Origin of the sequence: Arthrobacter globiformis, from assembly GCF_003261175.1 — a bacterium.
GTDB classification, from domain to species: domain Bacteria; phylum Actinomycetota; class Actinomycetes; order Actinomycetales; family Micrococcaceae; genus Arthrobacter; species Arthrobacter globiformis_A.
The window spans coordinates 59,074-78,803 of record NZ_QLNP01000084.1 but is presented as its reverse complement, the minus strand read 5'-3'; the positions used below and the strand labels follow the sequence as shown (position 1 = coordinate 78,803).

The following is a 19,730-nucleotide window of genomic DNA, read 5'->3' as shown; positions in this document are numbered from 1 at the left end:
GACGGTGGTTTCCGGCGGGAGGGTGAGGAGCCGTTCGCGGATGGAGGTCAGGATGGTGGGGTAGTCGCTGTAGGAGCGGCCGGTGGCGCCGGGTCCGCCGTTGAACAGGGTGTCTCCGGTGAACACGGTGTGCTCTGCTTCGAGGTGGAAGCAGGTGGACCCGGGTGAGTGACCTGGGGTGTGGATGGCCTTCAGGGTGGCGCCGCCGACCTGGAACTCGTCCCCGTCCGCGATGGCCGCATCGGGGGTGGTGCCGGGGTAGACCTGTTCCCAGAGGACCTGGTCCTCCGGGTTCAGGTGGATCGGCGCGCCGACGGCGTCGGCGACCTGGCGTGCGGCACCGATGTGGTCGTTGTGCGCGTGGGTGAGCAGGATCGCCTTCACCGTACGGCCGCGGACCTGGTTGATGATCGCGGCGGCGTCGTGCGGGGAATCAATGATCACGCACTCGGTGTCGTTGCCGACGATCCAGACGTTGTTGTCCACATCCCAGGTCCCGCCGTCGAGCGAGAACGTGCCCGAGGTGACAAGGTTTTCGATCCTCACGCTCATGCCGAGGCCCCCGCCGGCTCGGCAGCAGCAGCTGTGGAGGAGGCTGGCGCGGGCTGGATTTCGACGACGGAGCGGAGGACTTTGCCTTCGTGCATTTTGTCGAAGGCTTCCTCGACCTGGTCGATGGTGATCCGTTCGGAGACGAACGCGTCCAGGTCCAGGTTGCCGGCCTTGTAGTGGGCCACGAGCATCGGGAAGTCGCGGGAGGGCAGGCAGTCCCCGTACCAGGAGGACTTCAGCGACCCGCCCCGCCCGAACACATCCAGCAGCGGCAACTCCAGGACCATCTCCGGGGTCGGGACACCGACCAGGACCACGCGGCCGGCAAGGTCGCGGGCGTAGAAGGCCTGCTTGTACGTTTCGGGCCGGCCGACGGCCTCGATCACCACGTCCGCGCCGTTCCCGTTCGTGAGGGCCCGGATCGCCTCGACCGGGTCAGAGGTGCGGGAGTTCACCCCGTGGGTCGCGCCGAGGGACTTGGCCATCTCGATCTTGTTCTCGTCGATGTCCACGGCGATGATCGTGGTGGCACCGGCGAGCTTCGCGCCGGCAATCGCGGCGATGCCCACCCCGCCGCAGCCGATCACGGCCACCGACTCCCCGCGCTTGACCTCACCGGTGTTAATGGCCGCGCCAATGCCGGCCATCACACCGCAGCCCAGCAGGCCCACGGCGGCCGGGTCCGCGTCCTCATCGACCTTCGTGCACTGCCCGGCAGCGACCAGCGTCTTCTCCGCGAACGCCCCGATCCCCAACGCCGGGGACAGCTCGGTGCCGTCCTCCAGGGTCATCTTCTGCGTGGCGTTGGCCGTGTTGAAGCAGTACTGCGGCTGGCCCTTCGCGCACGCCCGGCACTGCCCGCACACCGCACGCCAGTTCAGGATCACCCGGTCACCCGGGGCAACCTCGGTCACACCCTCACCCACAGCGGAAACCACACCGGTAGCCTCATGGCCCAACAGGTACGGGAAGTCATCCCCGATACCGCCCAGCTTGTAATGCAGGTCCGTATGACACACCCCGCACGTCAGGATGTCCACCAGGGCCTCGCCCGGCCCCGGATCCGGAACCAGAATCGTCTCCACCGACACCGGAGCATCCTTCGCCCTAACAACAACAGCCTTGACTTTATGAACCATGAGTAGGTGTTCCTTTCGGGTTTTGCGGCCCGGCACATTCGACCCGTCGCTATCAGCGGCGCTTACGCGCTGCCCGTACGCGGGGAGCTGGCGGTAGCCGGAGGTCTTTGGGTGTGGCCTCAGCGGGGCCCGAACGACTGATATGCCTTTGGTATGCGTGAGATAAATAACTGATATATAAGCGATCGTATGCGCCGGTCCTTGGCTCCGTCAACGTATCTCGGAGCTGGGAAAACCAGTAAAAGCCGGGTGACTTACGTGGCCAGGCCTTGTAGGGTCAGGGCACCAGCTCGAAAGCGGAAGTGTGCTGTACAAGGAGAGATCATGGCTGTCGATGATGAGATGCAGATCCTGGGCGAGTGGTGCAAGCAGCTAGCGAGGGCGCTGCAGATCCCGGATCTCGACGTCGATCAAGAGCTGCTGCTGGATCTGGCCAGGAAATCTGCGGATTCAGTAATCCATGCTGCAGCACCGGTGACAGCCTTCATGGTGGGCTACGTGGCCGGCCAGGAAGCCGGAAGGGAAAGCGCGGGTTCTGAGGGGTCCAGGGCGGCGACCGCCCGGGCCGCAGACATCGCGTTCCGGCTGTGCGAGCAGCGAGCCGGCAGTCAGTCGGTCTCGGGGCCGGAACAGAACAAACAGCCGTGATAGTCGCAGTCATCAACGGGGCGTTCGTCCGGTTCCGTTTCAGCGTGTGTGATTGTGGACGTCGATGCCATCCGGGATGCCTTTCCTAGGGCAGCGAGTGCGTTTCTACTGGAGGACAAGCGTTAGAGCGGCCTGCTCCCGGTCGTTTCGGGAGCAGGCCGCCCTCTTACTCAGTGGTGCTTGTCCCCGCCGGGCTCAAGCTCACTCTTGGCGCACCGTTCATCGCATTCGTGTTTGGTGACCAGATCGAACTGGACGCCGCCGTGCTGTTCCACCCCACTGCGAATGGAGCGCTCGACGACGGAGGTCACCAGCCGCGCGCGCAGCGACAGCGGGTCCCGGCGCAGGTCCCTCGTGAGGGCAAAGCACATCAGGAACATCACCAGCACGAAGGGCAGGGCTGACACGATGGTGATCCGCTGCAGTCCGGCGAGCGCCTCGGCAGGCTTGTCGCCGCCGGCGAGGAGCATCACTGCGGCAACGGCTCCCGTGAGGGCACCCCAGAAGATGACGACTCCCCGGCGTGGTTCTTCTGCGCCGTCGGAGCTGAGCGATCCCATCACGATGGAGGCCGCATCGGCGCCGGTGACGAAGAAGATGGCCACCAGAACCATCGCCAGGACAGCGACCGCGCCGGCAATGGCGTTGGGAAGGGGGAGGTGGTGGAGCAGGTCGAACAGGGCGCCGTCGAAGGAAATTGAGGGAGCCCCGTCGACGATCTTGGCGAGGCCATCGCCGGTGTCCGGGGTGGCGTCTGCGGTGGCCTGGATGTTGATGGCGGCCCCGCCGAAGATGCCGAACCAGATCACGCTGACGATGCTGGGGACCAGCAGGACGCCGGTGACGAACTGGCGGATGGTGCGGCCGCGGCTGATGCGGGCGATGAACAGGCCAACGAAGGGCGTCCAGGACACCCACCAGGCCCAGTAGAAAATGGTCCAGCCGGACATCCACGTGCGCAGGGCGTCATCGCCGACGGCTTCGGTCCGCGAGGCCATCTCGGCCAGGTCCCGTGCATAGTCGCCAACTGCCGCCGGGATCAGGTTCAGGATGAAGAGCGTCGGCCCGGCCACGAACACGATAACGGCCAGGACTGCAGCCAGGACCATGTTGATGTTGGACAGCCACTGGATGCCGCGGCTGATGCCGGAGACGGCCGAGGCCACGAAGCAAGCCGTGAGTACGGCAACGATGACTACGAGCACGGGAGTGGCAAGCTGGCCGTTGATCCAGCCGTTGGAGGCCATGCCGCTGCCGATCTGCAGAGCACCCAGGCCCAGCGACGCAGCGGTGCCGAAAAGTGTGGCGAAGATGGCCAGCATGTTGATGACCTTGCCGATGGGACCTTCCACCCTGCGGATTCCGAACAGGGACGTGAAGACGGCGGAAATGAGCTGCTTGCGGCCGAGCCGGTAGGTTCCGTAGGCCATGGCAACGCCCACCACCGCGTACATGGCCCACGGGTGCAGGGTCCAGTGGAAGATCGAGGTTGCCATTGCCGTCTGGACCGCCGCGGGAGTCTGGCCGTCAACCGTGCCTGGCGGCGGGGAGATGTAGTGATAAAGCGGCTCGGCCACGCCATAGAACATCAGGCCGATGCCCATGCCGGCCGCGAACATCATCGAGACCCACGAGACCATGGAGTACTCGGGCTTTTCCGCGTCTTTCCCCAACGGGATGTTCCCGAAGCGGCTGACCGCCAGCCAGAGCACGTAGACCACGAACAGGGAGGAGAGGGCAACGAACAGCCAGCCGGTGTTTTTCATGACCCAATCAAGGACCACCTGGGAGGTGGTGGCCAGGTTCTCCCTGCCGGCAAATCCCCAGATAACGAAGGCCAGGGTGAGCAGTCCGGCGACGCCGAACACCACCTTGTCAATGCCTCCCTTCCTGAACAGCAGGCTGCTGCGCCGCGCTTCTTCATGTTCTGATTCGGTTTCCCGCAGGGCCTGCAGGATCTGCAGGTCTTCCTGGGGAGGAGCAGGATCTCGTTCCAACGCCGGGTCCACCCCCGAGGACCGGTCGTCTTCACTGCTTTCATCGATAGTGACGTCACTATTGATTGTCATGAGGGGTTTCCTTCACTGAATATGTGGGACGGCTCGGCCGCGGGCCGCAGGCGGTTACGCCCGGCGTTCGGTCCGGCTCGTCCTCGGAGTCGATGGTCATGACGGTCGCCGTCGACGATCTTGACCTCGTGAATGCGGATGGGCAGTTCGCCTGAGCGGCTGCCCAGCTAGTTCCGCAGTAATCAACACACTTCGCCTTCAGCAACAGAGTGCGCCAGCTCACACGCGTTGTCAAGACATTTCTCCTGCGACATCCATCTCTTGACAGTGCGCCTATGATGCAGATGTTGTTGCTCTTTGTGAGAGCTGTTGCGCATAAAGCATCTCCAGGCACACGTGGCGGAAACCGCGCTGGCGGGGGCAGCTTAACGCCGCGTATAGCCCATGTTGGCGCTGATCCGCAGGCCTGCCTGGCCCAGGCCCTCGATGAGGCCGGGTGTCTTTTCCGGGTCGAAGCGGAAGGCCGGGCCGGAGATGCTGACCGCCCCGATCGCCGTTCCCAAGTGGTTGTAGACCGGCACCGCCATGGAATTCAGCCCTATTTCGAACTCTTCGAGGGTCACCGCGTAGCCGTTGTGGACGACGTCGACCAGCTGCTTTTCGAGTTTGTCGCGCCGGGTGATGGTCCGGGGTGTCCGGGCCGGCAGTCCTGTCTCTTTCAGGATGCGCTCACGTTCGTCTGCGGTCAGCGCTGCCAGCAGGACTTTCCCGCTCGACGTCGCGTGCAAGGGCGTCAGGCTTCCCACCCAGTCGAAGGTGGCCAGGGTTGACGGCCCCATGGCCTGGTCCACGTTGACGGCATAATTGGAGCGGAGAACGGCGAGGTTGACGGTTTCCTTGAATTCCTCGGCCAGGTTTTCGAGTACCGGGCGCGCCTCGCGGACCAGGCTAAGCCGGCCGGGAATGGAACTGGCCAGGCGCAGGATGCCGAAGCCCAGCTGATACTTGCCCCGTTCGCTGTTCTGGTGGACCATCTCCCTGACTACGAGCGAACCCAGCAGCCTGGAAACTGTGGACTTGTGGATGCCCATCTCCCCGGCGATTTCGCTCACGCCTGCATGGCCGTCGCGGGCCAGTATCTCCAGCACAGCGAGAGCCCGGTCGACGGACTGGACGCCGCCCTGCTGGCCGCCTTCGCCCTCCGCGTCGGCATCGGATTCAAGGACATTATTCGAAGCCATGTCCTGATCCTATGCCGGGAAGTGTGACGGAGCCGACAACGCCGTAAGCCGTGTAACGGCGCCCGGCGTCGTGCCCAATCAGCCCAGCTCAAGGCGCATGAGTACCCGCGGGAAGCCGTTGAGGATGGAGTCCGTATCCGCGGCCTTGGCGAAACCGGCCTCCTCGAAGAGTTTGCGCGTGCCCACGTAGGCCATGGTGAGGTCCACCTTCTTGCCCTCGTTGTCCACGGGGTAGCCCTCAATGACGGGCGCGCCGTGGGAGCGCGCAAAGTCGACGGCGCCCTGCAGCAGCCGATGGGAGATTCCCCTTCCCCGGTACCCCGGCCGGACCCGGATGCACCACACCGACCACACGTCCAGATCGTCCATGTGGGGAATCCGGCGGTTGCGGGCGAAGCTGGTATCGGCGCGGGGATGGACGCCTGCCCACCCAACTGCCTCGCCGCCGTCGTACGCCAGCACCCCGGGCGGCGGATCCTGGGCGAGCAACTCCTGGACCAGTTCCCCGCGGGCGGCGCCCCGAAGCTCCACGTTCTGCTTTGACGGGATGCGGTAGCTGAGGCACCAGCACACCGTTGCGTCCGGCCGCTTGGGCCCGACCACCGCTTTGACGTCTTCAAACTGCGTCGCGGGACGAACTTCGATCGCCATGCCGCCACCCTGTCACCGGTTTGCGGCGGGGGCAAGCGGCAGTTTCCCTACCGCAGGCCGCTGCTGTGCGCCAGGGCGATCGCCTCGGTGCGCGATGTGGCGCCGAGCTTGCGGTAGATATTGCGGAGGTGGAACTTCACGGTGTTCTCGCTGACGTGCAGCTTGGCTGCGATCGCCCGGTTGCGCTGCCCGGCCGCGAGCAGCTGGAGGACCTCGAGTTCGCGGTCACCCAGGTTCCAGGCGGCAACGTCGGGCAGCGTGCGCCCGGGTGGATCCAGGGGAAGGGTGACGGCGACGTCGGCGCCCCAGCCCTGCATCAGGTCAATCGTCATCCGGCCGTCCAGGACCTCAACGCGCTGCGCCAGGCGCGCGATGCTGGGGGCCTCGGCGGACAGGCTGCCCAGGCCGTCATCGCGCACGTTGATGAGGAGGTTTTCGCCGTCGCAGTCCCACTGGGTGCGGATGCGCCGCACGTCCGGCTGTTCGACCATGGCCAGCACCAGGCCCCGGACGATGGCGCGGGCAGCGTGCGCAACTTCGCCGGGAAGTGCCCGGCCGTTGACCGGCGGCTCGATGAACTGGACGTCGATGCCGCTGAAGTGCATGAGCGGGCGAAGATCCTCCCGGAGGCGCTGGAACGCCGTGGCAACAGGTTCTTCGACGAGTTCGGTGGTGCGGTCGTTCAGCGTCCGCAGTTCCACCAGGGCCTTGGCGGCAACGTCCGTGGCGGACTTCCGTGCCGCCTCGTCAGCGAGGGAGGGGGAGCGCAGCGCGGCAAGCAGGGTCTCCAGCGTGGTCGAATGCCGGTCCACCAGCTCCGCCGTCACCCTGACCCGTTCGGCGGACGCCGCCCGGGATTCGATGAGGTACGACGGCGGTGCATCCGCCACCTTTTCGCGGATACGCTCGGCCGTCAGGGTCCACAGGTAGCGGACCAGCCATGGCACCGGAACTTCCTGCCCTGAAGATCCCCCTCCGGCTTCGCCCGCCGCCGGCTGGGGATCGACCAGAACCAGAAGAGCATTTGTGGGTGAGGGGAGGGCAAGGACAGTGCGCTCCTGCCCGCCGATCGGTGTCCGGCCATGCCAGGTTTCGCTTCCTGAAAGTGCCGCCCGGATGGCGTCCAGTTCGGCGATGGACACCTGGCTGATGACGGCCTCGTCGCCGGACTTCTTCTGCGGGCGGCCCGTGCAATCTTCGGTAAAGATCACCAGGGCGCTGCTCCGCAGGTAGGGGAGCGTGGCCTGGTGCAGGCGCTGGGCGATCTGGGACAGCGGAGCCGCGGACAGCCGTGCGATCGCCTCCAGCAGGGGCTTCAGGCCTTCGGCGCCCTCGGGCGTGGCGGGAGGGATGGTGGCTTCGGTGATGGCAGACACCCATCCATTGTAGGGGAATCCGGGTCAATGCCTATCCGTTTGGGTGGGTAGAACCGTCCGATCATGCCGTGGTGCCCACCCGTTTAGCGTTCGAAGATGGAAGGGCAACATCGTCCCGAAGGAGGTAACCCTTGAGTGTCATCACGGACGCCGTTCCCGCCGCGCCGGCAGGAACGTCCACCGCAGTTCCGGCAGCATCGGTCACCAGGAACCAGCTCCTGGTCCTGGATGAGATCCAGCGGACCGCCGCCCGGGTGGATCCGGGACAGGTTGCCGCCCTGGCATCGGAAATCAAGGATGCGGAGCGGATCTTCGTCACCGGCGCGGGCCGCAGCGGCCTCGTCCTGAAGATGGCCGCCATGAGGCTCATGCACCTGGGGCTGACGGTGCATGTGGTGGGCGAGACCACCGCTCCCGCCATCCGTACCGGGGATGTCCTGCTCGCTGCCTCCGGCTCCGGCACGACTTCAAGCGTCGTGAAGGCAGCACAGATGGCCGCCGCCCAGGGCTCGCGGGTGGCTGTCTACACCACCAACCCCGGTTCCCCGCTCGCAGAGGCGGCGTCCGCCGTCGTCGTTATCCCGGGCGTGCAGAAGACGGACCACGGGTCGGCGGCCTCGCGCCAGTACTCAGGGAGCCTGTTCGAGCAGGTGCTGTTCACCACCACCGAGGCAGTATTCCAAAGCCTCTGGGAAGAGGATGCTGCTGCTGCGGAAGACCTCTGGCTGCGCCACGCCAACCTCGAGTAGCCCTGCGGGTTCCGAACCCAGCTGGCCCTCACGCCGCCCATCCACCAAAACCCTCGCAAACCAAGGAAGAAACACATGAAACTGCAAGTCGCAATCGACCTCCTCACCACCGAAGCCGCCCTCGAACTTGCCGGCAAGGTCGCCGAGCATGTGGACATCATCGAGCTTGGCACGCCCCTGGTGAAGAGCGAAGGGCTTTCCGCCATTACCGCCATCAAGAACGCGCACCCGGACAAGATCGTTTTCGCGGACCTCAAGACGATGGACGCCGGCGAACTCGAAGCCGACATCGCCTTCAAGGCCGGCGCCGACCTGATCACCGTGCTGGGCGCAGCCGACGACTCCACCATCGCCGGTGCCGTCCAGGCAGCCAAGGCCCACAGCAAGGGCGTCGTTGTGGACCTGATCGGCGTCAAGGACAAGGTGACCCGCGCCAAGGAAGTCCGCGCCCTGGGCGCGAAGTTCGTCGAGATGCACGCCGGCCTGGACGAGCAGGCCCAGCCCGGCTACAACCTGAACGTGCTGCTGAGCGCCGGCGAGGAAGCCCGCGTCCCGTTCTCCGTCGCCGGTGGCGTGAACCTCTCCACGATTGAAGCCGTCCAGCGGGCGGGCGCCGATGTGGCCGTCGCCGGCGGTGCCATCTACAGCGCCGCTGACCCGGAACTGGCCGCCAAGGAACTGCGCGCGGCGATCATCTAAGTCCGGTCCAGCTGCAGGGAGGGCGTGCCGGAACGAGCCGTGTTCAGGCGAGTTCCGGTGCGCCCTACCAGCTGCCAGGAATCTTTATCCGCGGTCCTCCGCCGGGTCAGTTTCACCGGTCCACGCCGCCCAGTCCCGGGGATCCACCGATGGCCTGCCGAGCAGATAGCCCTGGCCTCTGGTGATTCCCAATTCCACAACGGCGGCGAGTTCGTCTGCGCTTTCGATTCCCTCCGCGGACAGCGTCGCGCCGGTCTGCTCGGCCAGTGCGAAAACGAAGGGGGCTGTGGCTGGCTGGTGTCCTGAAGTGACGGCGCCGGCGAGGAAGTCGCGGTCGACTTTGATGATGTCCGGGAGCAGATGGAGGATCTGCTTCGCCGAGGTGGCCGCCGGCCCCGAGCCGTCCACGGCTAGACGCACACCGTGTTGGCGCAGCGGGCTCAGGACTGCGGTGAGGGCTGTCAGGTCCCGGTCCGTTATATCACCCATGATTTCGATAACCATCCGCTCCGGGTCGACGGTCCCTCCCAGCATCAGTGCCTGAACGCGGGGATCGGCGCAGGCGGCGGGGCTGAGGTTGACTGACGCAAAAAGGTGGGGCGGAATTTCTCCTGCCGCGGAAAGGGCGAGGTGCAGGGCTGCAATTTCCAGGTCCGGCCCCAGTCCCATGGCCGCGGCTCCCCGGAACCAAACGTCTGCGCTGGTCCCTTCGTGGCTGACGAACCGTGCCAGCGCCTCAACCCCGATCACTTCTCCGCCCGGCAGTTGCCTGATGGGCTGGAAGGCCGTCAGCAGCATCCTCTTTCCCGGCGCGGCCGGGGTGTTCCCGGAAGAATCCTCCAATGAATCCTCATGTGAGGAATCGGGGACGTTCCTGGTGCTGATCAGGTGGTGCAGCAGCGCCTGTTCGGGGTCGTCCATGTGGGCCGCCAGCAGGTGGAGCAGTTGGTCCCTGGCCCAGGCCTTCTGCGGATCGGAGTCCGCCAGGACATCGCTGATGATCTCCAGCACCTGGCGCCGGAGTGTTTCTCCGTCCACGTTGCGGAACAGTTCCGGTGTATGTTCACCGTCCGGAGGCGACTCGTCCATGGCCTTCACATTACTCCTCGGTAGTTGATGCCGCGATCGAGAGGATGCCGCCACGGGGTGGGCCAGGCCAGCGCGCGAAGATTTTGGACGCGGTTCAGGGTTCACAGCCTCCTGACAGTTTCTGAACAGCGGCGCCCTATGCTGCTGCCGGATCTTTGATCAAGGGCTAGGACAGATGCCCTTCCGTTCAAAGCCGTACCGCACGGCCGATCAAGGAGACACCATGTCAAGAACCAAGAGAATTACCCTCGGCATCACCGCCGGCGCGCTGGCGCTGGGCGCAGGCCTGGGCGTTACGGGAATGGCCTCAGCTGCCACCACCCCGAGCCCCAGCGCAACGTCGAGCACGTCGGCGGACAGCAGCGCATCGACTGACGGCTTCCGGGGCCACAAGGGTGGTGACCGCGGCCACGTCGCGGCGGACCTTGCCAGCAAGCTGGGTGTTGACGAAGCGAAGGTGACCGAGGCGATCCGGGCGTTCCGCGAGGCCAACAAGCCGACGGCGGCGCCCACTGAGGGCGCCAAGCCTGACCGCACCGCCCAGGACGCGGCAATGGCCAAGTCCCTGGCGACGGCCCTCGGCGTCGGCGAATCCAAGGTCACTGCGGCGCTGACGGAAATCCGCGCTGCCGGCCAGGCGGAGCGCGCGGCAGCCTTGAAGACCAAGCTGGACACGGCCGTCAAGGATGGCACCCTGACCCAGGCCGAAGCTGACGCGGTCACGAAGGCCGTTGAGAAGGGCGTGATCGGGGGCGGCGGCCACTGACTTTGACCATCCGATTAGGCGAGAATCCCCCGGGAGCGCACCCCGGGGGATTTCTTGTTCCCCCAGCGCTTCCGCATTTGCTGCCGCCTACAGCACCTTGCGGATGGTCTCCTCGAAGCTCGTGACGTGGTGCAGCGCGAGCTCGCCGGCCTTGTCCGCGTCCCCCTCCGCCACGGCCTTGAGCAGGTCCACGTGCTCGCTGATGTGGCCGCTTACCGAGGGGACCTTGTCCAGGACCAGGCACCAGATGCGGGTGGCCAGGTTGTCGTAACGGATCAGGGTGTCCTCGAGGTGCGGGTTGGCCGCGGCGCGGTAGATCAGGCGGTGCACCGTCAGGTCGTAGCGCATGAGCTCCCGCGACTGGGCGGGGGTGGGCGCCAGTTCCGAGATGGCCTTCGCAACGTCCAGGAGTTCCTCGCGCATAGCGGTGTTGGCCCGCTTGGCGGCCCGGCGGGCCGCGAGTGGTTCCAGCAGTTCCCGGATTTCGGAGACGTCGGCCAGTTCCGTGAAGTCCACCGTGGTGGCGAATGTTCCCCGGCGCGGGTAGGACACCACCAGGTGGTCCACTTCCAGCCGCTTGATGGCCTCACGCACGGGGGTGCGCCCAAACCCCAGCTCAGCTGCCAGCTGGCCATCGTTGATGGGTTCGCCCGGGCGGATGTCCAGCATGATCAGTTTGTCGCGCAACTGCCTGTACGCAGCCTCGGCCTGGGACAGCGTTTCGTCCTCGGCGGGCGGCATGGCGGGAAGAGCATTCACAGCGGGACTCCGTTCGTGGGCTCCAAGCGGAAGCTGGTTGTCACTTTGCTCCCTGCTATTGACTCTGTTGTGAGCTCAATCATACCATTGACCTCACACTGATATATCAGTCATCAGCAAAGTGGTATTTCATAAGGAGTATTCGTGGTTGAGCAGTTGAACGACCGACTTTCCGCAGTCGATCCCGAGATCCAGCAAGCCCTTGCCCGCGAACTGGACCGCCAGCAGTCCACGCTGGAAATGATCGCCTCGGAGAACTTCGCTCCTGCGGCCGTCATGGAGGCGCAGGGTTCGGTCCTCACGAACAAGTACGCCGAGGGCTACCCGGGCAAGCGCTACTACGGCGGCTGCGAGCACGTCGACGTCGTCGAGCAGCTGGCCATCGACCGCGTGAAGGCACTGTTCGGCGCCGAGTTCGCCAACGTTCAGCCGCACTCCGGCGCGCAGGCCAACGCCGCCGCCATGTTCGCGCTGCTGAACCCGGGCGACACCATCCTCGGCCTTTCCCTGGCCCACGGCGGCCACCTCACCCACGGCATGAAGATCAACTTCTCCGGCAAGCTCTACAACGTGGTCCCGTACCACGTGCGTGAATCCGACCTCCGGGTGGACATGGCCGAGGTGGAGGCCCTGGCCCTCGAGCACAAGCCGAAGCTCATCGTGGCCGGCTGGTCCGCTTACTCCCGCCAGCTCGACTTCGCCGAGTTCCGCCGGATCGCCGACCTCGTCGGCGCCTACCTGATGGTGGACATGGCCCACTTCGCCGGCCTCGTCGCCGCCGGCCTCCACCCCAACCCGGTGCCGTACGCCGACGTCGTCACCACCACCACGCACAAGACCCTGGGCGGCCCCCGCGGCGGCGTCATCCTCGCCAAGGAGCAGTACGCCAAGAAGATCAACAGCGCCGTCTTCCCCGGCCAGCAGGGCGGCCCGCTGGAGCACGTGATCGCCGCCAAGGCTGTGGCCTTCAAGCTCGCCGCAACCGAGGGCTTCAAGGAACGCCAGGAGCGCGTCCTGGAGGGCGCCAAGCTGCTCGCCGAACGCTTCCTGCAGCCCGACGTCGAAGCCGCCGGCATCACGGTGGTCAACGGCGGTACTGACGTCCACCTGGTCCTCGTTGACCTGCGGAACTCAGAACTGGACGGCCAGCAGGCAGAGGACGTGCTGCACCGCATCGGCATCACCGTCAACCGCAACGCCGTCCCGTTCGACCCCCGCCCGCCGATGGTCTCCTCCGGCCTCCGGATCGGCACCCCCGCGCTGGCCACCCGCGGCTTCGGCGCCGCCGCATTCACCGAGGTCGCGGACATCATCGCCACGGCCCTCACTGCCGCGGCGGGCACCGGAACGCTCGACGACGGCACCGCCGTCGAACTCCGCGCCCGCGTCACTGCACTCGCCGAGCAGTTCCCCCTGTACCCCCAGCTCAGCGGCGCAACCGAGATTGCCGCGTTTGAAAACGACATGATTGGAGCGGCCCAGTGAGCACCCAGCAGCTCCCGGAGCACCCGGATTTCCTGTGGCACAACCCGGAGCCCAAGTCCTCCTATGACGCCGTGATCGTCGGCGGCGGCGGGCACGGCCTGGCCACCGCGTACTTCCTGGCCAAGAACCACGGCATGACCAACATCGCCGTCCTGGAAAAGGGCTGGCTGGCCGGCGGCAACATGGCGCGCAACACCACCATCATCCGTTCCAACTACCTCTGGGACGAGAGCGCCGCCATCTACGAGCACGCCCTCAAGCTGTGGGAGATCCTGCCCGAGGAGCTGGAGTACGACTTCCTCTTCAGCCAGCGCGGCGTGATGAACCTGGCCCACACCCTGGGCGATGTGCGCGAGAGCATCCGCCGCGTGGGCGCCAACAAGCTCAACGGCGTGGACGCGGAGTGGCTGGACCCGCAGCAGGTCAAGGAACTCTGCCCCATCCTGAACATCCGCGATGACATCCGCTACCCGGTCATGGGCGCCACCTACCAGCCGCGGGCCGGCATCGCCAAGCACGACCACGTCGCCTGGGCCTTCGCCCGCAAGTGCGACGAACTCGGCGTGGACATCATCCAAAACTGTGAAGTCACCGGCTTCGTCAAGGACGGCAACCGCGTGGTGGGCGTCAAGACCAACCGCGGCACCATCAACACCGAAAAAGTGGGCCTGTGCGCCGCCGGACACAGCTCGGTCCTGGCGGAGATGGCCGGCTTCCGGCTCCCCATCCAGTCCCACCCGCTGCAGGCACTGGTGTCCGAGCTGCACGAGCCGGTCCACCCCACGGTGGTCATGTCCAACCACGTCCACGTGTACGTCTCCCAGGCGCACAAGGGCGAACTGGTCATGGGCGCCGGCGTCGACTCCTACAACGGCTACGGCCAGCGGGGCTCCTTCCACGTGATCGAGCACCAGATGGCGGCCGCCGTCGAGCTGTTCCCGATCTTTGCCCGGGCCCACGTGCTCCGGACCTGGGGCGGCATCGTGGACACCACGCTGGATGCCTCACCGATCGTGGGCACCACCCCGGTGGACAACATGTTCGTCAACTGCGGCTGGGGAACCGGCGGCTTCAAGGGCACGCCGGCTGCCGGCCTGACCTTCGCGCACACCATCGCCACCGGCGCACCGCACAAGCTGAACAAGCCTTTCGCCTTGGAACGCTTCGAAACCGGTGCCCTGATCGACGAACACGGCGCTGCCGCCGTCGCCCACTAGCCACGGTCCACAAGAAAGAAGACGCACATGCTGCTTATCTCCTGCCCCAACTGCGGCTCGCGGGACGAAACCGAGTTCCACTACGGCGGCCAGGCCCACGTGCCGTACCCCGAGAACCCCAACGACCTCACCGACCGGGAATGGGCCGAGTACCTGTTCTACCGAGAGAACACCAAAGGCACCTTCGCGGAACGGTGGGTGCACAGCACCGGCTGCCGGCAGTGGTTCAACATGCTCCGCGACACGGTCACATACGACATCCAGGCCGTCTACCCGATGGGGGTGCCGCGGCCCGCCGCGCCCTTCCCCCCGGCAGCTGACACCGGCACCGCAAGCACCGGCGCCGCCAGCACCACCCCCCTCAGCCCCAGCACCGCCCCGGAAGGAGCGACCAAGTGACCTCCCAGAACGCGCGCCTCAGCACCGGCGGCCGCATCGACCGCAGCATCTCCTGGCGCTTCACCGTGGACGGCGAGGAATTCACCGGGCACCCGGGCGACACACTGGCCTCCGCGCTGCTGGCCAACGGCCGCGTCGCCGCCGGCAACTCCCTGTACGAGGACCGCGCCCGCGGCATCCTGGCCGCCGGCGTGGAAGAGCCCAACGCCCTGGTCCGGATCGAGGCCCGGTTCCCCGGCGATGTTGCCGAGTCCATGCTCCCGGCCACCACCGTTTCCCTGGTGGACGGCCTGAAAGCTGGCTTCCTGAACGGCCTCGGCAAGCTGGACCCGGCGGACGACCGTGCCGAGTACGACAAGAAGTACGTCCACGCCGACGTCCTGGTGATCGGCGGCGGCCCCGCCGGCCTGGCCGCTGCCCGCGAAGCCGTCCGCAGCGGCGCCCGGGTCATCCTCATGGACGACCAGCCCGAACTCGGCGGGTCGCTGCTGTCCGGATCCACCGCCCCGGAACTGGCGGAAACCATCGAGGGCAAGCCCGCCCTTGAATGGGTTGCCGACGTCGAGGCCGAGCTGGTTTCCGGCGCCGAAAGCACCGTGCTGAACCGGACCACCGCCTTCGGCGCCTACGACGCCAACTACGTCATCGGCGTCCAGAACCGCACCGACCACCTCACCAGCCCGGCCGCAGCAGGCGTCTCCCGCCAGCGTATTTGGCACATCCGTGCCAGCCAGGTTGTCCTGGCCCCCGGCGCCCACGAGCGTCCGCTGGTGTTCGAGAACAACGACCGCCCCGGCATCATGCTCGCCTCGGCCGTCCGCAGCTACCTCAACCGCTACGCCGTGGCCGCCGGGCAGCGCGTGGTCATCAGCACCACCAACGACTCCGCCTACGCGCTTGCTTCGGACCTGCGCGCCGCCGGCGTCAAGGTCGCGGCCGTCGTCGACGCCCGTCCCGCCCTCACGCAGGTGGCTGCCGCCGCCGTCGAGGCCGGCACCCGGGTACTGATCGGCAGCGCCGTTGCCAACACCTCCGCTTCGGAGGAGGCAGCAGACGGCCGGCTGAACGGCGTCACCGTCCGCAGCATCAACGACGACGGCGAACTCACCTCGGGCATCGAAGAGATCGCCGCCGACCTGCTGGCGGTGTCCGGCGGCTGGAGCCCACTGGTGCACCTGCACTCGCAGCGCCAGGGCAAGCTGCGCTGGGACGAGGACCTCGCGGCCTTCGTGCCGGCCACCGTGGTCCCGAACCAGCAGACCATCGGCTCCGGCCGCGGCAGCTTCGAACTCGCTGACTGCCTGGCCGAGGGCATCTCGGCCGGATCCGCAGCAGCGATCGCCGCCGGCTTCGAGTCCGCGGTTGAGCCCTCGCCACTGGCGGAGCCGAAGGCGTCCGCCCCGACCCGCCAGCTGTGGCTGGTCCCCGGCCAGACCGGAACCCCCGACGACTGGCACCACCACTTCGTCGACTTCCAGCGTGACCAGTCCGTGGCCGACGTCCTGCGCTCCACCGGCGCCGGCATGCGGTCCGTGGAGCACGTCAAGCGCTACACCTCCATCAGCACCGCCAACGACCAGGGCAAGACGTCCGGCGTGAACGCCATCGGCGTCATCGCCGCGGCACTCCGCCAGGCCGGCGAGGCCTCCCGGGGCATCGGCGACATCGGTACCACCACCTACCGCGCGCCGTTCACGCCGGTGGCCTTCGCGGCCCTGGCCGGACGCCAGCGCGGCGAGCTGTTCGACCCCGCCCGCGTCACCTCCATCCACCCGTGGCACGTTGCCCAGGGCGCACTGTTCGAGGATGTCGGGCAGTGGAAGCGTCCCTGGTACTACCCGCAGAACGGCGAGGACATGGACGAGGCAGTGCTTCGCGAGTGCGCCGCCGTCCGCGATTCCGTGGGCTTCATGGACGCCACCACCCTCGGCAAGATCGAGATCCGCGGCAAGGACGCCGGTGAGTTCCTGAACCGGATCTACACCAACGCGTTCAAGAAGCTTGCCCCGGGTTCCGCCCGCTACGGCGTCATGTGCCTATCGGACGGCATGATCTTCGACGACGGCGTGACCCTGCGCCTGGACGAGGAAACCTACTTCATGACAACCACCACCGGCGGCGCCGCCAAGGTGCTGGACTGGCTGGAGGAATGGCTGCAGACCGAATGGCCGGAACTCGACGTGCACTGCACCTCGGTGACCGAACAGTGGAGCACGATCGCCGTCGTCGGGCCCAAGTCCCGCGACGTCATCGCCAAGGTTGCCCCGGAACTGGCCGCCAACGGCGGACTGGATGCCGAGGCGTTCCCGTTCATGACCTTCCGCGAAACCACGCTCGCGTCCGGCGTGCAGGCCCGCATCTGCCGGATCTCGTTCTCCGGTGAACTGGCCTACGAAATCAACGTGCCGTCCTGGTACGGGCTGAACACCTGGGAATCCGTGGCCGCGGCCGGTGCCGAGTTCAACATCACCCCGTACGGCACCGAGACCATGCACGTGCTGCGTGCCGAGAAGGGCTACCCGATCGTCGGGCAGGACACGGACGGCACCGTCACCCCGCAGGACGCCGGCATGGAATGGATCGTCTCCAAGGCCAAGGACTTCATCGGCAAGCGCTCCTACTCCCGGCTGGACCAGCAGCGCGATGACCGCAAGCACCTGGTCAGCGTTCTGCCGGTGGACGGCTCGCTGAGGCTGCCGGAAGGAACGCAGCTGATCGAGAAGGGCATCCCGGCGAACCCTGCCTACGGCCCGGTCCCGATGCAGGGCTTCGTGACCTCCAGCTACCACAGTGCCGCTCTGGGCCGCTCGTTCGGGCTGGCCCTGATCAAGAACGGCCGCAACCGGATCGGCGAGACCCTGGTGGCCGCCGCCGGCAACCAACTCGTCGACGTAGTCGTGGCAGAAACCGTACTGTTTGACCCCGAAGGGACCCGCAAAGATGGCTAACACCGCAGCCTTCACAGGCATCAATGGACTCCGGGAAATCCGCCGCAGCCCAGCCTCCCACCTGGCCGAAGCATTCGACGCCGGGTCCGTGCAGGGAACAGTCACCCTCAACGAGGGCCCGTTCCAGACCATGGCCGGCGTCCGCGTGGACCCCAGTTCCGAGGCCGGCACCCGGATCGGCTCCGTCACCGGCGGCCTGCCGGTGCGCTGCGGCGAAGTCCGCGGCACGGACCGCGTCAGCGTCCTGTGGCTCGCCCCGCAGGAGTTCCTGGTCGTGGCGCCGGAAGACGCCCACGACTCCCTGGGCGGGGACCTGATCGGCTCCCTCAAGTCCGCCCTGGGCGACGCCGCCGGGCAGGTGGTGGACCTGTCCGCCAACCGCACCACGTTTGAGCTGTCCGGCCCGCAGGCCCGGGCAGTGCTGGAAAAGGGCTGCGCCCTGGACCTCCACCCGCGCGTCCTCAAGCCGGGCACAGCCCTGAACACCGAGGTCGGCAACATCCCGGTGGTCCTGTTCAAGACCGGGGACGAAAGCTTCCGGCTGTTTCCCCGCGCCTCGTTCGCGGACTACCTGGGCCGCTGGCTGCTGGACGCCATGAGGGAGTTCGCTTCCCCCGAGGTGCCCTGATGGCGCTAAGCGCCCTGGACCTGTTTTCCGTTGGCATCGGGCCGTCGTCGTCACACACGGTCGGCCCGATGCGGGCGGCGAAGCAGTTCGCCGACGGGCTCAAGGGCGGCGGGCTGCTGAGCTCCACCACCCGGGTCCAGGCGGAGCTGTTCGGGTCCCTCGGTGCCACCGGCCGGGGCCACGGTTCCGATAAGGCCGTGGTGCTGGGCCTGCAGGGCCTGGACCCGGAAACGGTGGACACCTCAACCGCCGACGACCAGGTGGCAGCCGCTGCACTGGACGCCGAACTGCGGATCGGCGGGGACCACCGGGTGGACTTCAACTGGGACGAGGACGTGGTGCTGCACCGGCGCAAGTCGCTGCCGGCCCACCCCAACGGCATGACCTTCCGCGCCCTGGACCACGCCGGCACGATGCTGAGCGAACGGAGCTTCTACTCCATCGGCGGCGGCTTCGTCGTTGACGGTGATGCCGACGCCGGCGCCAAGGTGGTGGCGGACGAAACCCCGCTGCCGTACCCCTTCACTACCGCAAATGAGCTCCTGGAGATCTGCAGCAGCGAAAACATGTCGATCTCGGACGTGATGCTCGCCAATGAACTGGTGTGGCGCAGCGAGGCGGAGCTCCGCGAGGAGCTGCTGAAGCTGTGGGCCGTCATGCGCGAATGCGTGGACAACGGCTGCGCCGCGGAAGGCATCCTGCCCGGCGGGCTGAACGTGAGGCGGCGGGCGCCGCAGCTGTACCGGACGCTGACGGCGGACACTGGTGTGACGGATCCACTCAGGGCCATGGAGTGGGTGAACCTCTTCGCGCTGGCGGTCAACGAGGAGAATGCGGCCGGCGGCCGCATCGTCACGGCCCCCACCAACGGGGCGGCAGGAATCGTGCCGGCGGTCCTGCACTACTACGTGAAGTTTGTTCCAGGGGCGGACGACGACGGTGTGGTCCGCTTCCTGCTGGCGGCAGCCGCCGTCGGGATTCTGTTCAAGATCAACGCCTCCATCTCCGGTGCGGAGGTGGGCTGCCAGGGCGAGGTGGGCTCGGCCTGCTCCATGGCGGCCGCCGGGCTGTGCGAGGTGCTGGGTGGCACGCCCGAACAGGTGGAGAACGCCGCCGAGGTGGGGATCGAACACAACCTCGGGCTGACCTGCGACCCCGTGGGCGGCCTGGTGCAGATCCCGTGCATCGAGCGGAACGCGATCGCCAGCGTCAAGGCCATCAACGCCGCGCGCCTGTCCCTGCACGGGGACGGCAGCCACAAGGTGTCGCTGGACAAGGCCATCAAGACAATGCGCGAAACCGGCGCCGACATGAAAACCAAGTACAAGGAAACCTCTCGAGGAGGCCTCGCCGTGAATGTGATTGAGTGCTGAAA

At 66.7% G+C, this 19,730-nt stretch carries 18 protein-coding genes; 10 read left to right on the top strand and 8 right to left on the bottom strand.

Annotated elements, in window-relative coordinates:
* Positions 1-552: MBL fold metallo-hydrolase (locus tag DBZ45_RS13535; protein WP_111904309.1), on the bottom strand; the 552-nt coding region annotated here is incomplete at its 3' end.
* A complete protein-coding gene (locus DBZ45_RS13530) occupies positions 549-1,691 on the bottom strand; it encodes an S-(hydroxymethyl)mycothiol dehydrogenase (protein ID WP_111904409.1) in 1,143 nt (380 codons plus the stop codon). The genes DBZ45_RS13535 and DBZ45_RS13530, both read right to left, overlap by 4 nt.
* A 324-nt stretch (positions 1,692-2,015) precedes the next feature.
* Between DBZ45_RS13530 and DBZ45_RS13525 the strand changes: the two genes are divergently transcribed.
* The gene (locus DBZ45_RS13525; protein WP_111904408.1) at positions 2,016-2,339 is read left to right on the top strand and encodes a DUF6457 domain-containing protein; all 324 of its coding nucleotides are present in this window, start codon (positions 2,016-2,018) and stop codon (positions 2,337-2,339) included.
* A 170-nt stretch (positions 2,340-2,509) separates the two neighbouring features.
* Here the strand turns inward: DBZ45_RS13525 and DBZ45_RS13520 are convergent, their stop codons facing one another.
* The 4 genes from DBZ45_RS13520 to DBZ45_RS13505 all read right to left on the bottom strand — a co-directional run bounded on the left by DBZ45_RS13520 (position 2,510) and on the right by DBZ45_RS13505 (position 7,607).
* Entirely contained in the window at positions 2,510-4,408 is a 1,899-nt protein-coding gene (locus DBZ45_RS13520; protein WP_111904407.1) for a BCCT family transporter, read from the bottom strand.
* 365 nt (positions 4,409-4,773) lie between these two features.
* Entirely contained in the window at positions 4,774-5,589 is an 816-nt protein-coding gene (locus tag DBZ45_RS13515; protein ID WP_111904406.1) for an IclR family transcriptional regulator, read from the bottom strand.
* A 78-nt stretch (positions 5,590-5,667) separates the two neighbouring features.
* Complete coding sequence (locus tag DBZ45_RS13510) at positions 5,668-6,240, bottom strand: GNAT family N-acetyltransferase (protein WP_111904405.1); 573 nt, start codon at positions 6,238-6,240, stop codon at positions 5,668-5,670.
* Positions 6,241-6,287: 47 nt separating this feature from the next.
* The gene (locus DBZ45_RS13505; protein ID WP_223257078.1) at positions 6,288-7,607 is read right to left on the bottom strand and encodes a helix-turn-helix transcriptional regulator; all 1,320 of its coding nucleotides are present in this window, start codon (positions 7,605-7,607) and stop codon (positions 6,288-6,290) included.
* 149 nt (positions 7,608-7,756) lie between these two features.
* Here DBZ45_RS13505 and hxlB point away from each other — a divergent pair, with 149 nt between their 5' ends.
* Both hxlB and hxlA read left to right on the top strand, forming a co-directional pair.
* The gene (hxlB, locus tag DBZ45_RS13500) at positions 7,757-8,365 is read left to right on the top strand and encodes a 6-phospho-3-hexuloisomerase (protein WP_440130519.1); all 609 of its coding nucleotides are present in this window, start codon (positions 7,757-7,759) and stop codon (positions 8,363-8,365) included.
* 75 nt (positions 8,366-8,440) lie between these two features.
* Positions 8,441-9,064 carry a 3-hexulose-6-phosphate synthase gene (gene hxlA / locus DBZ45_RS13495; protein ID WP_111904403.1) on the top strand — a complete coding sequence of 208 codons (624 nt, stop codon included), beginning with the start codon at positions 8,441-8,443 and terminating at the stop codon, positions 9,062-9,064.
* A gap of 84 nt (positions 9,065-9,148) precedes the next feature.
* Here the strand turns inward: hxlA and DBZ45_RS13490 are convergent, their stop codons facing one another.
* The gene (locus DBZ45_RS13490) at positions 9,149-10,153 is read right to left on the bottom strand and encodes an EAL domain-containing protein (RefSeq protein WP_146617524.1); all 1,005 of its coding nucleotides are present in this window, start codon (positions 10,151-10,153) and stop codon (positions 9,149-9,151) included.
* Positions 10,154-10,376: 223 nt separating this feature from the next.
* On the opposite strand from DBZ45_RS13490, the gene DBZ45_RS13485 reads away from it, so the two are divergent.
* Positions 10,377-10,919, top strand: a complete 543-nt coding sequence (locus tag DBZ45_RS13485) for a hypothetical protein (protein ID WP_111904401.1) — start codon at positions 10,377-10,379, stop codon at positions 10,917-10,919.
* Positions 10,920-11,006: 87 nt separating this feature from the next.
* Here the strand turns inward: DBZ45_RS13485 and DBZ45_RS13480 are convergent, their stop codons facing one another.
* Positions 11,007-11,678 (bottom strand): GntR family transcriptional regulator, encoded by a 672-nt coding sequence (locus DBZ45_RS13480; RefSeq protein ID WP_111904400.1) that lies wholly within the window; start codon positions 11,676-11,678, stop codon positions 11,007-11,009.
* Between the two features lie 144 nt (positions 11,679-11,822).
* Between DBZ45_RS13480 and glyA the strand changes: the two genes are divergently transcribed.
* The 6 genes from glyA to DBZ45_RS13450 are packed head-to-tail and all read left to right on the top strand — an operon-like array spanning position 11,823 to position 19,728.
* The gene (glyA, locus tag DBZ45_RS13475; protein WP_111904399.1) at positions 11,823-13,163 is read left to right on the top strand and encodes a serine hydroxymethyltransferase; all 1,341 of its coding nucleotides are present in this window, start codon (positions 11,823-11,825) and stop codon (positions 13,161-13,163) included.
* Complete coding sequence (locus DBZ45_RS13470; RefSeq protein WP_111904398.1) at positions 13,160-14,380, top strand: sarcosine oxidase subunit beta family protein; 1,221 nt, start codon at positions 13,160-13,162, stop codon at positions 14,378-14,380. The genes glyA and DBZ45_RS13470 overlap by 4 nt, the downstream gene beginning before the upstream one ends.
* A gap of 27 nt (positions 14,381-14,407) precedes the next feature.
* Positions 14,408-14,779, top strand: a complete 372-nt coding sequence (locus tag DBZ45_RS13465; protein ID WP_102971526.1) for a sarcosine oxidase subunit delta — start codon at positions 14,408-14,410, stop codon at positions 14,777-14,779.
* Complete coding sequence (locus tag DBZ45_RS13460) at positions 14,776-17,727, top strand: sarcosine oxidase subunit alpha family protein (RefSeq protein ID WP_111904397.1); 2,952 nt, start codon at positions 14,776-14,778, stop codon at positions 17,725-17,727. Before DBZ45_RS13465 ends, DBZ45_RS13460 begins: the two co-directional genes overlap by 4 nt.
* Entirely contained in the window at positions 17,720-18,355 is a 636-nt protein-coding gene (locus DBZ45_RS13455) for a sarcosine oxidase subunit gamma (protein WP_111904396.1), read from the top strand. The genes DBZ45_RS13460 and DBZ45_RS13455 overlap by 8 nt, the downstream gene beginning before the upstream one ends.
* Positions 18,355-19,728 (top strand): L-serine ammonia-lyase, encoded by a 1,374-nt coding sequence (locus tag DBZ45_RS13450; RefSeq protein WP_111904395.1) that lies wholly within the window; start codon positions 18,355-18,357, stop codon positions 19,726-19,728. Before DBZ45_RS13455 ends, DBZ45_RS13450 begins: the two co-directional genes overlap by 1 nt.
* Positions 19,729-19,730 lie beyond the last annotated feature (2 nt).